Source organism: Moorena sp. SIO3I6, assembly GCF_010672095.1.
Genome location: NZ_JAAHHU010001134.1, coordinates 1 through 1,640 on the forward strand (window position 1 = coordinate 1; position 1,640 = coordinate 1,640).

3 protein-coding genes are annotated in these 1,640 nt (G+C 48.0%); 2 read left to right on the forward strand and 1 reads right to left on the reverse strand.

Annotation, left to right across the window (positions count from 1 at the left end):
* The coding region (locus F6K49_RS46930) for a class I fructose-bisphosphate aldolase (protein ID WP_293109346.1) at positions 1 to 887 on the forward strand (887 nt) is incomplete at its 5' end.
* A 77-nt stretch (positions 888 to 964) separates the two neighbouring features.
* Positions 965 to 1,156, forward strand: a complete 192-nt coding sequence (locus F6K49_RS46935) for a hypothetical protein (RefSeq protein WP_293109348.1) — start codon at positions 965 to 967, stop codon at positions 1,154 to 1,156.
* A gap of 139 nt (positions 1,157 to 1,295) precedes the next feature.
* Here F6K49_RS46935 and F6K49_RS46940 read toward each other — a convergent pair.
* Positions 1,296 to 1,640, reverse strand: a 345-nt coding sequence (locus F6K49_RS46940) for a DNA-binding protein (protein ID WP_293109350.1), incomplete at its 5' end; no start/stop codon positions are given.

Sequence of the window (1,640 nt, forward strand, 5' to 3'; positions counted from 1 at the left end):
TGCCCGAGAGGTTGGCCCCGATGAGCTGGTCGGCCACCAGCTCGGCCTCCCGAGGCTGGCTGCCCAGGGCTCGACAATCGACAAAAGACGGTGTTCCTTTCTTGAAAGTCATTACCGATGCTGGAATGATTCCTGGAATCAAGGTGGACACTGGAGCAAAGGATCTCGCCGGTCATCCTAATGAGAAGGTGACAGAAGGGTTAGACGGCTTGCGAGAGCGCATCGCCGAGTACTATCAGATGGGCGCGCGCTTCGCCAAATGGCGAGCTGTGATCACCATTGGTGATGGGATTCCCAGCCGTGCTTGTATCGAAGCAAATGCTCATGGACTCGCTCGCTATGCTGCTTTATGCCAAGAAGGCGGGATCGTCCCGATCGTCGAACCTGAGGTGCTTATTGATGGCAATCATACCCTTGAACGCTGCTATCAAGTGACAGATGAAACACTGCATACGGTCTTCAATCATCTCCACACTCAAGGGGTTGCCTTCGACCAGATGATTTTGAAACCTAGTATGGTGATTCCAGGCAAGGAGTGCCCAACCCAAGTCAGTGTCGAGGCAGTTGCTGAAGCAACGATTAACTGTCTGCTGAAAAATGTCCCTGCAAGCGTGGCAGGCATTGCTTTCCTTTCCGGAGGCCAATCTATGGAGAACTCCTCGGCTCACTTAAACGCAATGAATTCCCTGTTTGGCAGTCAGTGTCCTTGGCCAGTTACCTTCTCTTATGCCCGCGCCATTCAACAACCTGCCCTTGATCACTGGAGTGGTGACAGTAGTCGGGTAACTGACGCTCAGCAAAAGCTTTTAGTACGTGCTAAATACAACAGTGCTGCCAGCATTGGCGAATATTCCAGCAGCATGGAAAAAACAACCGTTCCCGCCTAGTGCTTTTGATTTCCCTCTGAAAATTCTAGGTATAGCACTACGCATTAAAGTTAGGAGATTGATACAAGTAGCAAAAGGTGCGACAATCACGCGAATTTAATTATTCATGGGAAAACGCACTTTTGCCTCTTGCTTCTTGCCTCTTGCCTCTTGCCTCTTGCCTTGTGCGTAGCGCTATACTATTCTTTGGAAAGCACTTCTGGAATGCTTTATCCAAAAGTCTTTTTTATCACATGCGATCGCTTAGTGTGACCATTTCTGTAGCGTAGGTCAATCGCGCATAATCTAACTTAGGAACAAGCAGAAGAGTTTAGACATAGTCAGTCTTGTATGCGATCGCACCTATCTATATGCGATCGCATTTTATTGTGCGACCTGCTTTTGAATAGTCCCAAAGCGTTGACCCCCTCAACGACTAGCAGAAAAACTTCCACCAACGAAGTGAATATCACTAAAAGTTTCAATCCACAAACGAGCGCCACAATCGAGTGGATTATCGGGATTATAGACAATCTTACACGGACCAAGGATTTCCACTTCGTTGCCGTAGAGATTGGTGCCACTTCGTTTTACTGAAATCACTGGCTTGCGGTCTTGAGGACTTTTCTTGATATTCGAGCCAATGTGATTACGATTGACATTAATCTTCGCTAATGCGGGAGGACGACTAGTGCGCCATTTCCCCTTTGGTCCACGAGACCCTTTGGTAATTTGTGGCAAATGGTTGAACAGAGGAATAATCCAGAATTTCCC